Source organism: bacterium, from assembly GCA_030018315.1.
Classification (GTDB): Bacteria; Hydrothermota; UBA3073; order JACQXS01; family JAGMCI01; genus JASEGA01.
Genome location: JASEGA010000029.1, coordinates 1 through 19748 on the forward strand (window position 1 = coordinate 1; position 19748 = coordinate 19748).

20 protein-coding genes are annotated in these 19748 nt (G+C 36.6%); 7 read left to right on the forward strand and 13 right to left on the reverse strand.

All coding sequences use genetic code 11. The features are described from left to right. Positions 1–134: 134 nt before the first annotated feature. The 12 genes from QMD71_08515 to QMD71_08570 form a co-directional block, all read right to left on the reverse strand. Positions 135–1049: a PAC2 family protein gene (locus QMD71_08515; GenBank protein ID MDI6840870.1), complete on the reverse strand. Its 915-nt coding sequence runs from the start codon at positions 1047–1049 to the stop codon at positions 135–137. A gap of 315 nt (positions 1050–1364) precedes the next feature. Next, positions 1365–2801, reverse strand: a complete 1437-nt coding sequence (locus QMD71_08520; GenBank protein ID MDI6840871.1) for a HEAT repeat domain-containing protein — start codon at positions 2799–2801, stop codon at positions 1365–1367. A 172-nt stretch (positions 2802–2973) separates the two neighbouring features. Next, positions 2974–3237 carry a four helix bundle protein gene (locus QMD71_08525; GenBank protein MDI6840872.1) on the reverse strand — a complete coding sequence of 88 codons (264 nt, stop codon included), beginning with the start codon at positions 3235–3237 and terminating at the stop codon, positions 2974–2976. Positions 3238–3418: 181 nt separating this feature from the next. Then, positions 3419–3934 (reverse strand): signal peptidase I, encoded by a 516-nt coding sequence (locus QMD71_08530; GenBank protein MDI6840873.1) that lies wholly within the window; start codon positions 3932–3934, stop codon positions 3419–3421. Further along, positions 3912–4724 carry an ABC transporter permease gene (locus tag QMD71_08535; GenBank protein MDI6840874.1) on the reverse strand — a complete coding sequence of 271 codons (813 nt, stop codon included), beginning with the start codon at positions 4722–4724 and terminating at the stop codon, positions 3912–3914. Before QMD71_08535 ends, QMD71_08530 begins: the two co-directional genes overlap by 23 nt. Positions 4725–4840: 116 nt before the next feature. Beyond that, positions 4841–5836 (reverse strand): ABC transporter ATP-binding protein, encoded by a 996-nt coding sequence (locus QMD71_08540; GenBank protein ID MDI6840875.1) that lies wholly within the window; start codon positions 5834–5836, stop codon positions 4841–4843. A gap of 340 nt (positions 5837–6176) precedes the next feature. Next, on the reverse strand, positions 6177–6443 hold the full coding sequence (locus QMD71_08545; GenBank protein MDI6840876.1) for a PqqD family protein: 267 nt from the start codon (positions 6441–6443) through the stop codon (positions 6177–6179). A gap of 9 nt (positions 6444–6452) precedes the next feature. Then, a complete protein-coding gene (locus QMD71_08550) occupies positions 6453–7523 on the reverse strand; it encodes a radical SAM protein (protein ID MDI6840877.1) in 1071 nt (356 codons plus the stop codon). Between the two features lie 36 nt (positions 7524–7559). Continuing rightward, a complete protein-coding gene (locus QMD71_08555) occupies positions 7560–7757 on the reverse strand; it encodes a hypothetical protein (protein ID MDI6840878.1) in 198 nt (65 codons plus the stop codon). 19 nt (positions 7758–7776) lie between these two features. After that, positions 7777–8154: a retropepsin-like aspartic protease gene (locus QMD71_08560; protein MDI6840879.1), complete on the reverse strand. Its 378-nt coding sequence runs from the start codon at positions 8152–8154 to the stop codon at positions 7777–7779. 29 nt (positions 8155–8183) lie between these two features. Further along, on the reverse strand, positions 8184–9260 hold the full coding sequence (locus QMD71_08565; GenBank protein MDI6840880.1) for a radical SAM protein: 1077 nt from the start codon (positions 9258–9260) through the stop codon (positions 8184–8186). 7 nt (positions 9261–9267) lie between these two features. Then, positions 9268–10209: a hypothetical protein gene (locus QMD71_08570; protein ID MDI6840881.1), complete on the reverse strand. Its 942-nt coding sequence runs from the start codon at positions 10207–10209 to the stop codon at positions 9268–9270. 195 nt (positions 10210–10404) lie between these two features. On the opposite strand from QMD71_08570, the gene QMD71_08575 reads away from it, so the two are divergent. Together QMD71_08575 and QMD71_08580 are read left to right on the forward strand one after the other, a co-directional pair. Further along, positions 10405–10794: a 50S ribosomal protein L11 methyltransferase gene (locus QMD71_08575; protein MDI6840882.1), complete on the forward strand. Its 390-nt coding sequence runs from the start codon at positions 10405–10407 to the stop codon at positions 10792–10794. A gap of 23 nt (positions 10795–10817) precedes the next feature. Next, positions 10818–11537 carry a hypothetical protein gene (locus QMD71_08580; GenBank protein ID MDI6840883.1) on the forward strand — a complete coding sequence of 240 codons (720 nt, stop codon included), beginning with the start codon at positions 10818–10820 and terminating at the stop codon, positions 11535–11537. A 28-nt stretch (positions 11538–11565) separates the two neighbouring features. On the opposite strand, the gene QMD71_08585 is transcribed toward QMD71_08580, so the two are convergent. Continuing rightward, a complete protein-coding gene (locus QMD71_08585; GenBank protein MDI6840884.1) occupies positions 11566–13344 on the reverse strand; it encodes a TonB-dependent receptor in 1779 nt (592 codons plus the stop codon). Between the two features lie 102 nt (positions 13345–13446). Between QMD71_08585 and QMD71_08590 the strand changes: the two genes are divergently transcribed. The 5 genes from QMD71_08590 (at position 13447) to QMD71_08610 (ending at position 19414) form a co-directional block, all read left to right on the forward strand. Then, entirely contained in the window at positions 13447–15867 is a 2421-nt protein-coding gene (locus QMD71_08590) for an AAA family ATPase (GenBank protein ID MDI6840885.1), read from the forward strand. 265 nt (positions 15868–16132) lie between these two features. After that, a complete protein-coding gene (rimO, locus tag QMD71_08595) occupies positions 16133–17461 on the forward strand; it encodes a 30S ribosomal protein S12 methylthiotransferase RimO (GenBank protein MDI6840886.1) in 1329 nt (442 codons plus the stop codon). Between the two features lie 218 nt (positions 17462–17679). After that, a complete protein-coding gene (queA, locus tag QMD71_08600; protein ID MDI6840887.1) occupies positions 17680–18708 on the forward strand; it encodes a tRNA preQ1(34) S-adenosylmethionine ribosyltransferase-isomerase QueA in 1029 nt (342 codons plus the stop codon). Continuing rightward, positions 18705–18887, forward strand: a complete 183-nt coding sequence (locus QMD71_08605) for a hypothetical protein (protein MDI6840888.1) — start codon at positions 18705–18707, stop codon at positions 18885–18887. The genes queA and QMD71_08605 overlap by 4 nt, the downstream gene beginning before the upstream one ends. Further along, the gene (locus QMD71_08610; GenBank protein MDI6840889.1) at positions 18875–19414 is read left to right on the forward strand and encodes a fibronectin type III domain-containing protein; all 540 of its coding nucleotides are present in this window, start codon (positions 18875–18877) and stop codon (positions 19412–19414) included. Before QMD71_08605 ends, QMD71_08610 begins: the two co-directional genes overlap by 13 nt. Positions 19415–19748: the final 334 nt, after the last annotated feature.

Below are 19748 nucleotides of genomic sequence, written 5' to 3' on the forward strand. Positions count from 1 at the left end.
TGAGGACATTCTTGCTTAACAATAAAGAGGACATTCTACCTTAACAGTAACAGTATAAAAATGAAAAAATGGCTGTTGGCCTAACATAGGAATCACTCTTGGGAATTAATAAACTCTATAAATAAAATTTTATCTCAGTGTTCTTTAAATAGGTCAAGGAAGCGGTCTTCGTATTCATCAAATAGGTTCCATTTGTCGAGTTCGCGTTTCAGTATATATGCTTTACTCTTGTCTTGTTCTGTCTCTTTAAATAAGCGCTCTATTTTTTGGCGTATATATTCAGGTATTCCATAGGCATCTTTTTGAGCCTCTGTGATAGGGGGCTCACCAATCTGCTCCTTTAACTGGGCTTCAATCTCTATTAACTTACTCTCCATCTCTTGTGTTTGCATGTCTAATTCAAGCATCGGCACACCTATACCAAGTATACGCTCAAGTGCTATAACTATAGCCTTTGAAGCTTTAGGATTAGGTAGACTTACAGCATATAATGGTATAGTAGCTAATAGGCAGGCAGCCCCTATCCCTGCTTCTTTTGCATATCCTAATAAAAGACCATTTAAGCCAGATATTTGGCCGCTCTCCATTATTCTTATCTTGTATTTACTAAAGAGCGCATCTCTGAGTAGTTCTGTATTTGCCACTCCGTATACAATTGATGGTTCTTCGTAACTCATTAGTAATGGGAAGGCAGCTGCTGTTAAAATACGACTTACACTAATCTCTTTTGCAAGTTTGATTATATGTGAAATTAGCCTAACTCCAGGTTCATCCCTTAATTGAGATTCGCCTTCAAAAATAATCAGGTCTGGATTCTTCCTATAATAAAATGCACTTCTTGGTGGTCTTGGCAGTCTTGCCATCCCATCCTCAACTATAATAGCATCCGGAGGTACAATCTTAGAAGTATCTATTTCAGCAAACATTTGCAGTTCAAGCTTCCTCCTAATGTAATCAATAGCGCCAATAGCAACATTACCCATACCTGGCCATGTAGCTAACATAGTAGGTGAGCGTACATCTATTCTTTGATAAATAATTAGCTCCATTAATCTCAAATACTCACAGCCCTCTGTTAAATCTCATATCCGTTCTCCGTAGTACTACGAAGGACGAATGAAAATTGCACCTATCCCTCTATTCTGTCTCAAAAAAGACTCAATAGCTTAAAATCCCAAACAATTTCAAAATCCTAATGTCCAAAATTCCAAACCTGTCTTGAAAATTTGAATTTAGAATTTGGGATTTGTTTGGAATTTGGTGCTTGTAATTTGGAATTTTATTGCCAATCATGTTTAACTCTATGAATTACAATGTCTTATATATAATTTTACACCCATTTTTGACAAAGTACTGTACTCAGTTTAGTATGTTGCTTTAAGGTTTCTATCTTTAATCTTAGCTACTGCTACCCTAGCAGCTTCTTTTACCATCTCATTAGTGTCTTCTTCACTTGTGTATTTAACAGCTGATAACGCCTTTATGTCACCAAGTTCACCAATTGCAGTAGCTGAAAAGTAGCGAATATCCCAGTTAGCATCTCTTAACCCCATAAGAAGTGGCTCAATGATAGCATCAGCTGGCAATTTACCTAAGGACTCAGCAGCCACTACCCTGATACTCCAATCCCTACCACTCCTTAATATACGGATGAGTGTAGTATCACATGCTTTGTCTCCTATTTTACCTAACGCCTTTATCACTGCTTTACTGACTTCAATGTTTTCATCATCAACAAATTTTACAAGTGTAGGCACAGCCGATTTATCCATAAGTTCACCAATTGCAGTAGCAGCAGTGAGCCTGACAACTGGACTCTCAGCTTCCATTGCATTAAGAAGTATTTGAAGTGCTTCAGAATGTTTAAGCCTGCCAATTCTATTAATTATATACAATCGAGTTGCCTCATCTCCGAGCCACTTCTCTTTTAAAATAAGTGGCACATCTTCTCTTCTTATTAACTTATCTAATTTAGCTTCAGCGTACTCTCTTGTAGCTTCATCTTTTATTAAATCAACAAGCATTGGTATAGCTGTCCTATCTACAAGCTTATCAAGTGCTTTTGATGCCGCTGCCCTCACTTCTGTATCTGCATCTTTAAGCGCTTTTGTAAGCTCAGTAATTACAGCCCTATCTCCTATATTAGCGAGTGCATAAGTCACAGCAACTCTTATAGTAGGTATATTTTCAGTTTTAAGTCTCTCCAATAAGGCTGGTATTGCCCTTTTATCTTTGAGCTCACCAAGCGCCAAAATTGCTTCGTATCTAATTTTGGGCCACTCATCAGCCAGCACTGCAACAAGACTGTTAACAGCCCTTGAGTCACCGAGTACACCAAGAGCATGAGCTGCACCGCACCTCCTTTGATAATCTATTGATTTATCTCCTACTGCCTGTATTAAGATTGATATAGAAGTACTATCCCTAAGTAAGCCAAGCGCCTCAGCTGCCGCGACCCTAACATATGGCTCTTTATCTACTATGACTTCTTTAAGTGGCTTCACTGCACTCCTGTCACCAAGTTTACCAAGTGCCTCACAAGCAGCACCCCTGACTTCAGGTGATTCATCTTTAAGTGCCCTTATTAAATATGGAAGAGCAGAGCAGTCACCTAATTTACCAAGCACTTCTGCTGCCTGTTGACGCTTAACTGGTGTTCCATACTGTAAATCATATAGACGACGCTTAACTTCAGCTTGAAGTCTCACTTCATTTTGTGCAATAGATAGATAAGGTATACCTAATAGAACCAATAAGGTAAAGAAGTGCCACTTCAAGGGGACGACTTTTAATCTCATCATAAATTATATAACTCGTAATAGTTTAGCTTTTCTAAAATCTCTCCCTTGATAATTCCAATTAATTATCAATCTCATATTTAATTTCATAGAAATTCTAAACTCTAAGCACTAAATCCTAAACAAATCCTAAATTCAAATGCTCAAAACTCATTTTGTCTTTTCAACTATTGAGCTAAATATCTTCATAAATTCGATCCCCTCCCGAATTACTCAAAGACTCATTTGCCTCAATATAATTTGCCCCAATAGAACTAGAAGATCTAACAAGTTGTTTTATTATTTCTATATTAGTTATAGTTCTTGGAATATCTTTAATAAATGCAATTACTCCTTTAGCGAATTTCAATGTCCTTTCCTCTAATTGTTTAGTATTTTGTATTTTGAGAATTTGAATTTGTTTAGAATTTAGGATTTCGGATTTAGAATTTTCCATCATATTCCCATACTTAGAATCAACTTTTCAAAAAAACTTACTTATTACTATAACTCAGTTTTATTAATTTGTCAAGCGTATTAAAGTGAAAGTGCTAAAAAAATCCGAGAACCGTCAAATACGAGATTGCTTCGTCCCGACAGAGTGGAGACTCGTAATGACATAGCCGGAGTCCTACAATAAACTAAGTAGGTATACATTTTAAAATCTTTCTCATAATCTTAACTGGTACTAAATATGGCTTCTTTATGCATATTTTAGCAACTTTGATAAAATGTACACCTGAGTATTTTAAAAAATAAGCCATAGCCAAGCTATGGAGTCGGTATTTTACAGCTCTTAAGTCTATTATTTTTGACCCTGTATCCACTTTTACTACCCTACCTAAAACATTTTCTTTTTTTATGATAGGTGAATCCAAAAAAGATTTAGAATCGGCTCCTGTCATCAAGGAGTTAACCGCTTTTCTAACTACTCTATGAGTTATCCACTCATTTTTTCTGTTAGCGTAAAGCACAATGTCACCTACTTTTATTCTCGCCCAATCTATAGGTGCAATAGTAAGTGTATCTCCATCTCTTAGTATAGGAAGCATACTCCTTCCTTTAACCTTAATCCGGATAGCCTTACCCTCTTTAAGCAACCCGATAAACATAAGACTGACGCTTTCGTGTAATTTAGAAGTGTGTAAGTGTACCATCTCTTTTAGCTTTATTAGTTGCAATACGAAAAGATAAAATACCAATTGGTACCATTATAGCTGAAAAAATTGTTAGATAAATAATGTTGGCGCTTACTCCTGCTAATGTATAATTTTTAAGTAGGATGAGCCTCATAGCTTTCAACGAATGTGTTATAGGCAATAGGATAGAAATTTTGGATAACCAGATAGGTAGAATAGTTATTGGGTAAAAAACACCACCTAAGAGTTCAGACAAAGTTGTAAAAATCCAGTTAAATGGGTTACCTCTCTTAAACACCAGTATAAAACTACACGATAGCATACCAAGACTTGTAAAAGATATAATTGTTAATATGAGAATGATAAGTGCAGAAAGTAAGTTCATCCCCCCTACTATCTTTGCACCAAACAAGGATACACCTACAACAACATAGACAACTACACTAAGAGATGTAAGTAAGAAGCTATAAACTGTGGATGCAAATAGTAAAAAAGGGAGGCTCGTCTTAGTGACAAGGAGTGCCTCAAGTGTCCCTGTCACTTGTGCACTCCTTACACTATTTGAAAGCCCCATGAGTGAGACACCAAGATAATTTGAAAATGCTATCCCAATAAGCACAAATGAAAAATAATCACCCCCATAAGGCTCAAGGTATGGTGAGATTCTACCCCCAAATAGCTTAGATAGGAAATAAAATGTAATTACAGATGCAAATATGCCAAATATTTCAAAGAAGAATGCTATCTTGTAACTTATTTGCTCAAGAAAATCTCTGTAAAGGAAAGCTAATATTTTTCTAAGAGCCAATCTACCTCCTCCTTTTTTGGAGTGCAAAATCGGTGATTTTGCATTTCCCGATTTATCGGCGACTCCGGCGGAATAGCAACAACATCGTTGTTGCACTCCATATTATTTTTCTTATCTCATTTTCCAATCCCATTATCAACTTTTATGAGTTCTGAAAATACCTTTTCTAAAGATACCGTTTTAGGCTGGCACTCTATTATTTCTAACTTCAGTGCAATAATCTCTTTTATTACTGTATGAACCTTATCTTTATACACTTCTAACTCCAGTCCTGCATCATTTTCTGTTAGCTTACAAATACCGGGTATAGATTTAACTTGTTTTATACAATTAGAAGAGGGTTTAGAAGTCATCAAAACATATAGCCCAGCTGGTGTAATTAGCTGCTTTAAATCTGCTACACTACCACAAGCTTTGAGTTCACCTTTATCTAATATAGCAATATGGTCAGATAGCTGTTCTGCTTCTGTTAAGTTATGAGTGGCAAAAAATACCGTCCTACCCCCATTTTTAACAAACTCCTCTTTTATAAATTCTCTAATCTCACGAGCACCGTCAGGGTCAAGGCTCTTTGTTGGCTCATCCATAAACAAAATATTAGGCTCAGTTAGTAATGCACGTGCTATAGAGAGCCTTTGTTTCATCCCTGTAGAGTAATTCCTAAATACAATATCCTTGCTATCCTTAAGGTTAACAAATTCTAATATTCTATTTATTATTTTATCTGCATCCCTTGAGAACAAGTTGTTTAGTGAGGCAAAAAATTTCAAGTTCTGATACCCTGTCAGACGCCAGTAAAAACTACGCTCCTCATTTATCACATACCCAATAGATTCTTTCACTTTATCAGAGTTTTTTGTTACATCTTTTCCATTTATATAGGCTTTACCTTCTGTTGGCAGTATTAAAGTACAAAGTATCTTTATAAGCGTACTCTTACCAGCCCCATTAGGACCTAAAATTGAGAAAAGCTCACCCTCTTTTACTTGTAGACTTACATCTTTTAAAGCAACAACCTCTTTATTTGAAAATGGATGTAGTAAGAGTTCTTTGTATCCTTTAGGCTGATGAAATCTTTTAGTTAGATTAACTGTTTCTATTGTATACCCCATAGATAACCCAAATCAAATATTAAAAATCAAAATTACATATCAAAATGCAAAAATATAAACACGAACCAATCACGAACTTCACACAAAACAATAATAAAACCACTTTCAATTTTGGGTTCGTGTCCTGTTTGTGTCAAACTTTTTAATTTTTTGATTTGTCATTTTGATATTTGCTTTTTGCACTTTGATTTCTCACAATCTGTGTCTATCCTTTCAATCTGTGTAAATCTGCGTGCAATTTTTTAGAAATACTTGCCTATTATAAATATACTATAAAATCAATGTTATTGCAACAATTTTGTATTAACTCGGAGTAAAACTTTTGAGGTACTACTTCTTTTTATATGTGTTTAATGAAACCCGAGGCTTCTAATTTTTCAATAAACTTATTTAAGTCTTCTTTTATTGTTTTCATATCTGCTTCATACTTACACTCCACTTCCTTTGCTATATCATCTTTGGTACGGGTGCCATCACATAGCCTCCAGATAAATGTACCCACTTCGTTAAGTATTTTTACTGTCCCTTTCTCTGGGTCAAATAACAGGGCTTCGTCACCCTCTTCCCTGAATACAATATCAGGGTTTGATATAATACACTTACTCACTTTACCTCCTTATTGAACTAATCGAGCTTTAGGAAATATACCGAGCTCGTAAGCCTCTTGACAAAACTGTAAAGGCTTAGTTAACGAACCATAATGGTAATAACTATCGGCACGACATTTGCCAAGACAGTAGTTTTTTAATATACACTTGCCACAGATACCTTCAAGTTTATGAGGTACACCATCCCTTATAAGCTCAAGTATAGGATGATGATTCCAAACTTCTCTTATATCATTTTTATAAATACTACCCATTGATAATTCATGAACAGTACTCCCAATCCCACATATAGAAATTGTGCCATCACCAAGTATACCTAAAATGTGATGAATGGCACAAGTGCTTCCCTCCTTTTGGACTACCCTTATAGGCTTAAAAGCAGGTGGTATATCAAAGAATACCTTTATAGAGTTGTCTGCTTTTATCTTCTCTTGAAAATGATTATAAAATTTAATAGTCTCTACTACTGATAGTAACTCGCCTTCCTCTTGCATCTTTTGAGCCCTACCAACTTTATTTACAGGATTTATCTTTAGAGACGAAGCTCCCATATCTTTAGCAAATTGAATCATATTTTCCATTATATCTATATTACCACGATAAAGGCAAGCTATAAGTTGAAACTTTACTCCACACCGCCTAAGTGCATCAATTCCATTAACTGCCTTATCAAATGCACCATCTACACCCCTAAAATAGTCATGCACTGATGCTACTGGTGCATCTATAGAGACTGACACACTGGCATTAGTGGCTTTCAACACTTCAGCTTCCTTGTCTCCTATTAGGGTACCATTTGTCTCTATATTTATAAAGATATTTTCACTTTTAAGCCACTTAAGGAGTGAAATAATGTCGTCCATAAGAAATGGCTCACCTCCAGTAAGCTTTATTGATTTTAGACCCAAATCTTTTGCATCAGTAACCAATGACTTAATCTCATCTAAGTTTAAACTATTTATAGGGTAGTCAATCACATCTCCATATGGAACTGGGTCAATCCAGCAATGTAAACACCGTAAGTTACAACATAATGGAGAATAAAGGTAAATACTTTTAAGAGACGGCACTTTATTCATCTAAAGTAAATTTAAACTGGACTTGGATATTTGTACTTAAAAGGTTGCAACCGTTCTTCCCGCCACGCAATCTCCGGTAGCCACCCCTCCATCCTCGCACGGGGTTTGAAGGAGATATTCCTCCAAATCACCCAATGTACCCAAATCCTCAACCTCCGGCGCCTTGTATTGCTTCTTATTTTTGACTTTTTCGTCTCCTATCTTGCCTCCTCTATCATCACATTGAGTTTCCATTTTTAACTTAAAAATAAAACTATAATAATCTGAGTTTTGTGACTCTTGGGTCAATGATTACTTCATCAGTCTCAAGATTTAATTTCATTCTCCACTTTTGAAGGGTTGCCGCACCAATAATTGCAGAATCACACAACCTAGAGATGAGCATAAATTCATCTGAAAAGTGATATCCATCCAAGTAAAAGTTGAGGCGTATCGCCTTCTCTGCTCTCAATGTCTCACCTTTCTTTGCTGTCCCAAACTCCATAGGCTCGGGGAGTGGTTCTATAGTACCCAATTTCTTAGCCAAATCAGGTTGAATACAGGAGTAAGTGGAGCCTGAATCAAATATGGCTATTACCTTGGCCTCCCCTTTAGAGCCTATCAGTTTTATTGACTTCTCAATAACTGCCATCTTTACTCATAAATCAATCCAATTTTTGACTATTGCATTTTTAGTTTTTGTTTAAATAAGCCTTTCTTAGTTCCACCGGGAGCTAAACAGAATAGAGACTTCGCTTTTATTCCACCAGGTAAATAATAAGGTGAGCACCTATGTCCCCTATAACAGATTGAACGATAAATGCATTCTCTACAATCAGCCATATCCTCAAATGAAAGCACAAATAGGTTACGAATTTCTCTCATTACTTTTGAGTTACGCCATATATCAACAAATGGCTCATCTCTAACATTACCAGCCTTTAAGTCCCAGATAATCTCACATGGCACTACCCAGCCATCAGGTCTTATAGTGCACATGGAAGTGCCAGCCCCACAAGCTGGTATGTCTAAACTTGACCCAACAGGTGGATTGGATTCAGCAGCTTTAATAAGTGATATTAATTGTAAATATGAGCCAGTTATAAAACCATTAAATTCATTAGACAGTTTATAAACTGTGCGTATTGCATACCACATTTCAACTGCTGATACACTTACATCTTTTATGTAGCAGATTGCATTCCCTGTATAGAAAACATTGTTAAATCTTACCCCATTAACACCAAGCTCTTTACCCAAAAGTGTAATCCCAGTTAAATCTCTATAATTGTATTTGGTGACAGTTGTAGAGATAAGAACACCAAGCCCCTCATTTATCAAATTCTTTATCCCTTTGACAGCAAGCTTAAAAGCACCTTTGCCCCTCATCCTATCAGCTACGGCTGGAGTAGAGCCATCTAAGCTAACACATAACCTCTTTAATCCATATGTTTTTAGTTGTTTTGCTATCTCTCTTGTTATTAAAGTAGCATTTGTGTTCATACCTGAAAGACGGATACGCGATTTTGATATAGCTTCCATTATCTGAAATATGTCTCTTCTCATTAGGGGTTCACCACCAAAAATATTTATGTTGAAAACCTTGACCTCCTCAAGCTCCTTAATAAGGGTTAGTAGTTCTTTTGTACTCATGTCAGATTTCCCACCCCATGTCTCTGACATCAAACAGTGCTTACAATTGAGATTACATTTACCTGTAACTGCTAAATTTACAGTTAGTGGTGCAGATAGAGTCATTTTGGTTCTAATTTATCAATCTCATCCAAAAAGGCTTGTCTTTTTCAAAACTTAATTCAAAAGTAGGTGTAGATTTAAATAAATCAGTTGCAGTATAGAATGCTTTCTTACGTAAATAATAATTGCTACAATCAAAACGAGAAATGTGATAAAGAATAGTCTCACCCGCTGCCCTTAATGAAGTAACAGGTTTTATCCAGGTACCTTTCCCTTTTCTTCTTAAGAGAAAAATATATTTTATTGGCACAGGGTTGCTAAACTTGTAATCAATATTCTTATAGAGTGGAGAGAGCGGACCTGGAAATGCAAAAAATTTGTCACCAACTTTCCGTACAGCTACTATGTCATCTGCGATGACATTCAGCTCTCTATACATGTTAACTACTGTAGACTTGCCCGCCCCACTAATACCTAAAAATAGATAAGCATTACCATCTTTTGATATACCAGCAGCATGTAGTGGTAAACATTGGAAGTTAATAGCAACTTTAAAATAAAAAAATAGAAGTAAACCTAAAACACTATCGCTACCAGTTTTTGACACAAAAAGCTTACATTGGCTCATATCAGAGTTATAAAATAGAACTGCGTGAGGTTTGGCAATTGTATCTACTCCATTACCACATAAAGCTAACAATTTGCTAAATTCATTGTTATGTAGAAAGCAAGAAATTATGCTAAGTCGCTCCTCTATTTCAGTTTCTATTTCATGAGGAATAGAAGCGGACTGAAACTTGGTCCGTAGATAATCTGATAGCCTCCTTCTCAACGAATAGCTTAACTTGTTATCTCTCTTCTCTTCAAGTTCCAAAATATCAAGTGAGACATCAAATCTTGAAGCCCGATTTCCTGATGAGTTCTGTGGTATAAGCTGATGAAAAAAATTAAACCACCTCCGTTTCCCTTTCATAAGAAAACGAATACCACCTAACTCAATTAAAAATGTCATTTAAATGTTACACACTCCGATTCTATATCAGTTGGTTTATTCCAACACTACAGCCTACTAGGATTACTGACTATATTATCTGTGAATAAAACTTATAATATTTCCATTGTCTTGTCAAGTCATTTTTACTGAAAAATAACATTAAGTAGAGAAAGCTTGACTAATTTTGAAAGTTAGGGTATAATATTTATTGAAATGGTGATTGGACATAAGGTAATAATTGAAGATAAAGTCCGCTGTGAAGCATACCAAAAGGCAATTCGTCAGGTAGTTAAAAATGGGAATATTGTGGCTGATATAGGAACTGGCTCCGGATTACTTGCCTATTTTGCAATCCAGGCAGGTGCTGGAAAGGTTTATGCCGTTGAAAAAAGTGAGATTATAGAAGATGCGAAGCGCATTGCAATAGCAAATGGATGGGATGACAAAATAGTATTTATTAAAGGTGTTTCAACTGAGGTAGAGTTGCCGGAGAAGGTAGACGTTATAGTATTGGAAGTAATAGGATATTTTGCTTTAGAAGAGAATTTGCTAAAATATATTTCTGATGCAAAGAAACGATTTCTAAAAAGGGTGGAGTTTTAATCCCTTCTAAGTTAGAGATGGTTATGGTACCAGTTGAGGCGTCTGATATATATAAAAAGGAAGTAGATTTTTGGGATAAAGGTCTGTATGGGATTAACTTTCAAAAGATTCGTAACGAAGCTGTTAATTCTCGCTATATTCACTTAATAAAACCTGAACAGTTCTTGTCAATACCTGCTAAGCTTCATACCATAGATTTTTATGAAATAAATGATAAGCAAGTAATGTATGTAAATAATAGTGTTAAATTTATTATTAAGCAAAGTGGAACATTTTATGGTTTAGCAGGTTGGTTCGATGCATGGCTTTCAGATAAAGTGATACTTTCTACTTCACCCAAAAATGAACCTACTCATTGGAAAAATACTTTCTTCCCAATTCAAGAACCTGTATTTGTTAAAAAGGGTGATGTTATCCGTGTAAAGATGACTGCAGTCCCAATGTTTGGCAAAATTATTTGGGCTTGGAGGGTTGAAATAAATGGGAGGCGTTTTAGCCATTCCACTTTTAAGAGCATTCCTATTCCAAAAATATCATTAAATCCCGATGCTATACCTATTTTGGCTAAGGAAGAAGAAATTATGTTATTTATTTTGACAAAGTGTGATGGCAAAAATTCTATCCGAAAGATTGCCGAACTATTGTTTACAAAGTATCCTACAACTTACAGCTCCATAGAAGAGGCACTACAGAAGGTAAAAGAGGTAACAAGAAATTGTCAAATCTTACCTGTAAACAGATAGATTCGGTCTCATCTCCATTTTATACACACTATAGTTTAATACTTAGACCAGCTGTAAAAGTTCTACCCGGCATTATATACTTGCCGGCTGATGCTCCGGGAAGGTCTACCCATATCTTATAATCCCTATCCAATATGTTATCAATTGCAAGAAAAAGTTCTGCTACTGGAATCAACTTATAAGCCAATTTGGTGTTAACAACTATGTAATCATCAATACGCTCATTTGAACTATCTTGAGCAAAATAATCAGTTACATATTGAGCTGATAAAGAGATACCCAATCCCGACCTGTCGGGACTATACATAAGTACGGCATCAACTTTAGTCCCCGGCCGTCCTTGTGTATGTTCAGCCGTGTTCAAATAACTGTAAGAAAAATGGCCATTTAAGCGTTTAAGCTGAGTAATAATACTTGCCTCTATTCCTTTAAATTCAAACCTGCCAGTATTCTGAAACCTATTTGTCCTGCCTTGTGATATTTGAATGAGATTATTTCCTTCCATTCTGTAAAGAGTTACATCTATATTTACTCCTTCTACAATTTGCTGGCTTAATCCACATTCATAATTCCATACTACTTCAGGGTTAAGCTCTTTGTTAGAATATGTGAACATAAAAAGTTCGTTTAGGGATGGTGCCCTGAACCCTTTAGCTACCCTTGAGCGTAAAGTAGCGCCATCTCTTAAATGTAAGATGGCGCCCACCTGTGGTGAGATGTCTTTACCTGATACCTCATCCCAATTATACCTAACCCCAGCACTTAAAATAAATCTATCAAGAACCCTGTACTCATCTTGGCACCATATTCCATATTCATATTTAGACAAAGTCGTTCCTGTATCAGGTTCGTAAATCTCTTTCCCACCCTGTTGTCTGTATTCAGCTCCTATATTGAGTTCATTCCCCATTATTATATTATTATTACTAAAGTTAGCTATTGTCCCATTTGTAAAGTCTTGTAAGTGCCATCCATCTGAAAATAAGTGGTGCCCATAATTGTGGTAAATTTTAAATGAGCCATCCCACCATTTCCCTTTACTATTCAAAGTGATATCAAATGCAGTCGTTTTGTAGTCGTTAAATGTTCCATCAGGGCTGGGTGCCGGTTCTTCCTTTTCAGCTTCAAAATATTTGCCAAGAAAGCTAACCTCAGTATTTTTTGATAATTTGTAGCCCAGTCTTGTTGTGTAGTCTTCACCTTGGTATTCAGAGTTATAGAGATGACCGTCACTATCCTTCCTATCAGATGTGAAGTAGCAGCTGAAATTACCAAAGGTTCCACCACCACATATTTGATACCCATAAGTACGATAAGTTCCGTATGAGGCAGTATAATTAACTTCCTTCTCTTTTCTTGGTCGTTTTGTGATGATATTAATAACACCTCCCAGTGCATCTGACCCATATAAAACGGACAGAGGACCACGTACTACTTCAATCCTTTCCACATTATTTAATGGTAGCGAGTGTGTAACTATCCATCCAAATAGGCCTGTCTTGACAGGCATCCCATCTATTAGGACCATTAGCTGTGTCCCATTTCCTCCAATTCCTCTTATGTTGACATCTGCACGTCCGAACGCACCTGTTTTCATAACAAAGACTCCGGGGAGATTGCCAATAATATCAGTACAGCTTGTAGCATTGGATGCGTCAATCTCATCCACTCCTATGATACTTACTGCTGTACATAGCTCTTTTAAAGTCATCTCTGTCTTCGTTGCTGTCAACACAGACTTATCTTCTTGGGTAGCAAATGAGTTTAAAAAGACTGCAATAAACGCTAAAATCACTATTTTTAACATCTTGTACCTGTTATTATATCCTTAAATTTAAAAATGGCAATATTTTTTGACCAAAAGTTGAATCTATTTGTATAAATAAGCGTCTAAAATATAGGAGGTAAAGTGTTACTTAATAGACTCACACAAAAAGCCCAAGAAGCAGTCGCAATAGCACAAGAGAAGCTGTCAGAACTTAATCATACAGAATTTGATGTTCCACATCTACTTTTTGGCTTACTTGACCAGCCCGAAGGTGTAGTTCCACAGATACTTGATAAGCTTGGAATAGACCCAACAGATGTCAAAAACAAGGTCTCTGATAGGCTTGATTCTATGCCTAAAGTTTATAGTTCCACTCCTGTTATGCAAGCCTATCTTACTCCTAATGTGCGGCGTGTCTTTGATGTTGCATCCGCAGAGGCGCGGCGTCTACGTGATGAATACATAGGATGTGAGCATCTCCTTATTGGCATAGTTGAGATTGGTGACGAAACTTTACAAAAGTTTGGTCTAACAAAGGAGAGAGTTTACCAAGCACTTGAGGCAGTAAGAGGTACTTCAAGACTAACTGAGCCTGAAGGTGAAGAACAATACAGAGCACTTGAGCGCTATTCACGTGATATAACACAGCTTGCTATAGAGGGTAAACTTGACCCTGTAATAGGACGGGATGACGAGATAAAACGTGTTATGCAAATCCTATCACGGCGCACAAAGAACAACCCTGCTCTTATAGGGGAGGCAGGTGTAGGTAAGACAGCAATTGTTGAGGGCTTAGCTCAAAAGGTAGCAACTAATGATGTCCCTGAGATGCTCAAAGGGAAACGAGTACTTGAACTAGATGTTGGTAGCTTAGTAGCAGGCTCTAAGTTTAGGGGCGACTTTGAGCAACGAATGAAGGCTGTAATGACTGAGATTCGTAAGGCAAAGGGTAAAATAATATTGTTCATTGATGAGCTACACACAATTGTAGGTGCAGGTAGTGCAGAGGGTGCAGTAGATGCTGGAAACATGCTTAAGCCGTCACTTGCAAAAGGTGAGCTCCAATGTGTAGGTGCTACAACTTTGGATGAGTACCGTAGATACATAGAAAAGGACCAAGCACTTGCAAGACGATTTCAGCCAGTGTATGTAAATGAGCCTTCAGTTGATGATACAATAAAAATACTTGAAGGTCTCAAGGATAAATATGAGTCACATCATAAGGTAAAGATTTCGCCAACTGCCCTTAAATCCTGCGCTATACTTTCTCATAAATATATATCTGATAGGTTCCTACCCGATAAGGCAATAGACTTACTTGATGAAGCAGCATCAAAGTTAAGACTTGATATTTACTCTGCACCGAAGCCACTTAAAGAGATGGAACAGCGGCTAATGGAGTTAAATAAAGAGGGACAGGAAGCTGTAAAGTCACAAGATTATGAGCGTGCTGCAAAGTTGAGAGATGAGTCTGATGCTCTTTCTAAGCGTTACAAAAAGGAAAGAGACGACTGGCTTCGTAGGCGTGGCATAAATGATGTAGTTGATGAGGAAGACATAGCTGAGATTGTATCTAAATGGACTGGTATTCCAGTTAAGCGTATGCTTATGAGTGAGAAGGAGAAATTGCTTAAGATAGAGGAAAATCTACATAAACGGATAGTGGACCAAGAGGAAGCAGTTAAAGCAGTAGCTGATGCAATAAGGATAGCAAGGGCAGGTATGAGAGACGAGAAAAGGCCAATAGGCTCGTTTATATTTTTGGGTCCTACAGGAGTGGGTAAGACTGAGCTTGCAAAAGCACTCGCTGAATTCCTGTTTGACTCAGAGTCTGCAATGGTCAGGATAGATATGTCTGAATATCAGGAGCGACATACAGTCTCAAGGCTTATAGGGGCACCACCTGGCTACATTGGATACGAAGATGGTGGTCAACTAACTGAGCCCGTAAGGAGGCGGCCTTATAGGGTAATATTATTTGATGAGATAGAAAAGGCACACCCTGATGTCTATAATACCCTATTACAAATAATGGATGATGGCAGGCTTACAGATGGACAGGGTAGGACAGTTAATTTTAAGAATACAATAGTGATAATGACATCAAATATAGGAACACAAGAACTAATGAAAAAAGGACTCGGCTTTGATGTAGAGACTGCTGAATTTGACTATGAAAAGGTAAGAAATGAGTTATTAGATGCGGTGCGTAAGCATTTTAGACCTGAGTTTTTGAACAGGATAGATGAGATAATTGTATTCCATTCATTAACACCTGAGAATATTGAAAAGATAGTAGAAATAGAACTTGATAAATTATCTAAAAGGCTAAAGGAACAAGGAATTGAGGTTGAAGTTAGCTCATCAGCAAAGTCACTTCTTACAAAAGAGGGCTACAATCCAGAGTATGGAGCAAGGCCACTTAAACAGACTATAAGAAGACTAGTAGAGAACCCATTATCAATTTCAATTATAAAAGGGGAATTCAAAAATGGGGATAAAGTAGTCATTAATGCTGATAGAGAGCGTATAACTTTTGAAAAAGCTACTCGTAAAAAGTAACCCCAAGAACTGCTCCCGCCTTGACGGCGAGGTGGGCGCCGTTTTTAGCCTCCCACTCTCCCAATAAATTCAGGATTGAGAAAGCTCAAGTTTCTGGAGTTTCCCCAAAATTTAAGGTCAATTTTACATAATTCCTTATAAGACAATAAAGTACAAAAATTAAATGTGGAAAAGGAGCCTCTTTGGGGCTATAATACTTTTTTGGTTAAATTAGAATTCTTCTTAAAATTTGACATAGTGTAATTCACTAAATATAATATTATAAATGGTTAAGCCTACAGTAAGTGTCATTTCATTAGGGTGTCCAAAGAATAGAGTTGATTCAGAGGTAATTTTGGGTCTACTTGGTAAAATAGGATACCCACTTACCACATTTTATAATGAAGCAGATATTGTTATTATAAACACTTGCTCTTTTATAGAACTGGCGCGTGATGAGTCATACAGGGTTATTAAAGATGTATTATCTAAAAAGAAGGCTGCCCAAAAACTTATAGTGTGTGGCTGTCTACCTCAGCTTATAAGAGAAAAGCTTTTTCAAGAGTTTCCTAATATTGATGCCATCATTGGGAGTGCCGACTTTTATAAATTACCAGACATAGTTTCAAAGCTACTTAATGAGGTGCGACCTCGTGGGAACAATAAAATAGCTGAGATTAGTGAACCTATTTTCATTTACGATTCAAGTTTTCCTCGTCTTGTCTCTACTCCACCTTCCTATGCTTATTTAAAGATTTCAGATGGCTGTTCAAATCGCTGCTCTTACTGCAATATTTACAGGCTACGTGGTGAATATAGGAGTAGAGAAATAAGAGATATAGTTGATGAGGCATACAAACTTGCTAATATGGGAGTAAAAGAGCTTATTTTAGTTGGTCAGGATACGACAAATTTTGGTATGGATAAAGGTGGGTATCTACTGCCTTCACTACTACAGGAGCTTGAAAGCATTGACAGAATACACTGGATTCGCATACTTTATACACATCCAGCCCATTTTAGTGAAGAACTTATTAAGGTTATCAGCAATAGTAAGAAGGTATGTAGATACATAGATATACCTTTACAGCATACTCATAACGAGATTCTAACTCATATGTGCCGTCCATATTATGAAGTAAGTAAGAGTGTAATTTATGAGTTAAGGAAGAGTATTCCGGATATTACTTTACGGACAACTTTTATTGTCGGCTTCCCTGGTGAGAAAGATGACCATTTTAAAAAGCTTATAGATGATGTACAAGAACTTGAATTTGACTGGTTAGGTGCATTTACTTACTCGCAGGAAATGGGGACAAAAGCTTTTGAGTTTGCTAATCAAGTACCAACCAATGTAAAAGAGGAGCGGTTAGCAAGGCTTATGGAGGTACAAAGAAATATTACAATAAGGAAGAATCAACAAAAGGTGGGTAAGTTTTTTCAAGTGTTAGTTGATAGTGAAAGTGAGGGGCATACTGAATTTCAATCACCTGAATTAGACGGTAAAATTATATTTTCTCGTAAATTAACTGCGGGTGAGATATTCTCAGGTAGAGTGAAAAGAATAGTTAACGATTATGATTTGGAAGTTGAATTCAACCTAAATAATGCGTAAGGCCATAGAATGACACAGAATTACACAGATTAAATAAAATTAATAGGGATTGAAAGAGAAAAGCTAATAAATATGAAAAAAAAAGTAACCACAGATTAACACGAGATTTCCACAAGATTTTTTTATCTGTGTTAATCTTGTGAAATCTTGTGGTTTTATATCTGTGTGCTAATATTTTAAGAAATTTTAGAAAAACCAAACTATTACGGTGATAGTTTATGTTAGTAGCTGATTTTGATTATAAATCGCCAAAAGAGTTAATTGCCCAGTATCCACCAAAAGAGAGGGGGAGTTCAAAGTTACTTGTTTTACATAGGACAACAGGAAAAATTGAGCATAGAATGTTTCATAATATAATAGAATATTTAGGATCCGGTGATACTCTTGTTTTAAATGAGACTAAAGTTATAAAGGCAAGACTTATTGGTAAAAGGGTTGATACTGGTGGTAAAGTAGAGATATTTCTACTTAGACCTTTAGGCTCTGATGATTCTAAGAATCCTGTGGAATGGGAAGTTCTTATATCACCGGCTCGGGCAAAAAAGGTGGGAGTTAAAGTAGAGTTTGGACCTAATTTTGGGGGTGAAATAAAGAGTGTAGGGGAGCACCACATTTTTAAATTCTATTATTCAGGCGATTTTTTAAACTTACTTGATAAATATGGGATAGTTCCTCTCCCTCCTTATATAAAAAGGGCACCTATACCTGATGATTATTTTAGGTACCAGACAGTTTATGCAACTGTTCCCGGTGCGTGTGCTGCTCCGACAGCTGGATTGCACTTTACTCAGTTTATATTAGATAAGTTAATAGAGCAAGGTGTAGAGGTTGCAAAACTTGTCTTACACACTGGGCTTGGCAGTTTCAAGCCTATAAAGAGTGATAAAGTTGAATCCCATCAAATGGAGCCCGAATATTATGAAATTACAGTTGATACAATAGATAAAATTAGACTTGCAAAAAGGGTAGTTGCCGTCGGCACCACTACAGTGAGAGCACTTGAGAGTTTGGGCGAGGTTGCCTCGTCTCTACAGGACTATAAAGGTTGGACAAATAAATTTATTTATCCACCTTATGAGTTTAAATGGGTAGATGCTTTAATAACAAACTTCCATCTCCCAAAATCAACCCCCCTTTTGCTTGTCTGTGCATTTGTGGGTCGTGACCTTATTTTCAAAGCATATAATGAGGCAATAAACTGTGGATATAAGTTCTATTCATATGGAGACGCAATGCTTATAATATGATAGAATTTTTTGGGGTAAAAAAGGTTGACAATAATAGTGTAGTGAAAGCTTTGGCTCAAGAGTGGTTCCAGACTGGACAGGAGGCTGATATAGTTCTTGGTCCTTATGTTAATAGTGGTGGACCTTCACTTTTACATCTCATATGTTGCAAACAATCACAATATCTATGTTTGGAATAGTATTCCAACCCAAAATAACCAGCAACCAGTATGAGCGTCAGCCAGCTGATGTAATAATAGGTCAACCTGATTCTATGACAGTTAGACCGTGTAAGGCACAAGATGGAGTCCATAATCCTCTTAATCTATGGTTTGATAGCGATTATCTATGGGTAGGAGAATTCAAGTTTGCTGATAGAGTACTCGGCTACAGGGCAAATATTTCTGCTATTATACCAGAAGCACCTTGCAGCTTGATAGCTATAGCGATATCAAACCATCAGATTAATCTTAGTTGGGTAGATAATGCTACGAATGAACAAGGCTTTAAATTAGAACGAAAGATAGGGGCTACCGGAACATACGAGCAAATAAAATACTTAAGTGCCAATACTATCAGTTACAGCGACAGAGGGCTCAATAGCAATATAGAATACTTCTATAGGATAAGGGCGTATAATCGCTACGGTGATTCAGACTATTCTGGGGTCTACTATCATCCGGTATGCCATTCCAAAGAGGTGTTGGGCAAGGTTAGAGATATATAATATATATATAATATGTCGGGTCAAAGGGTACGGAAATTAGTGACTGGCTTAAAAGAGGCCGGTTATTGGGAGACACTATGGGATGGTAGATCAGATAAGGGTTATGCGGTAAGCGCTGGTGTATACTTTTATCACTTAGAGACCCCTTCTTTTAAACAGACAAAGAAAATGATTTTACTCTGATAGTCAACCTCTAATTTTTGACCCTAATATATTGTAGCTTTGCCCCCTAAACAGCTATGTTATATTTTAGTTTGAAATTAACATTGGACAAAAAAGCTGTTACTGTTAAGGTAGAATGTCCTCTTTATTGTTCAGCAAGAATGTCCTCATA